The following is a 532-nucleotide window of genomic DNA, read 5'->3' on the forward strand; positions in this document are numbered from 1 at the left end:
GCAGAAATATGGACGTATCGATGGAGTGACCGACAAAGGTTGGTATATGAATTCATTCCATCTCGATGTTGATGAGAAGGTGAATCCATTTGACAAAATCGATTTTGAAGCACCATACCACCCAATCGCAAATGGTGGTCACATTAGCTATTGCGAGTTCCCTAATATGCGGCACAATACCCAAGCTTTGGAAAAAGTATGGGACTATGCTATCTCTAATCTTGCATATTTCGGTACTAACACTCCTGCCGATAAGTGTATGGCTTGTGGATTCGAAGGTGAGTTTACTATCGATAGCCACGGCTTTAGTTGCCCTAACTGCGGAAACAACGACTCGAAGTCGATTAATGTTATCCGTAGAGTATGCGGTTATCTTGGAGCTCCTAATGCTCGTGGTTTTAACCGTGGTAAAAATTTAGAAGTTCAACATCGTGTTAAACATTTTGAAGGAAACTAATATGTCTCAAGGTAAATACAACCCACGTTCTGCAACTTTCACTACTGCTCAGCACTACTGGATGTATGAATTCTA

The 532-nt window shown here is 41.2% G+C and carries 1 protein-coding gene; it reads left to right on the forward strand.

Annotation, left to right across the window (positions count from 1 at the left end):
• On the forward strand, window positions 1-457 hold a 457-nt coding region (gene nrdD / locus N1032_RS27590; protein WP_310795995.1), incomplete at its 5' end, for an anaerobic ribonucleoside-triphosphate reductase.
• Between the last annotated feature and the right edge of the window lie 75 nt (window positions 458-532).

It is taken from the genome of Herbiconiux daphne, from assembly GCF_024979295.1.
Taxonomy (GTDB): Bacteria; Actinomycetota; Actinomycetes; order Actinomycetales; family Microbacteriaceae; genus Herbiconiux; species Herbiconiux daphnes.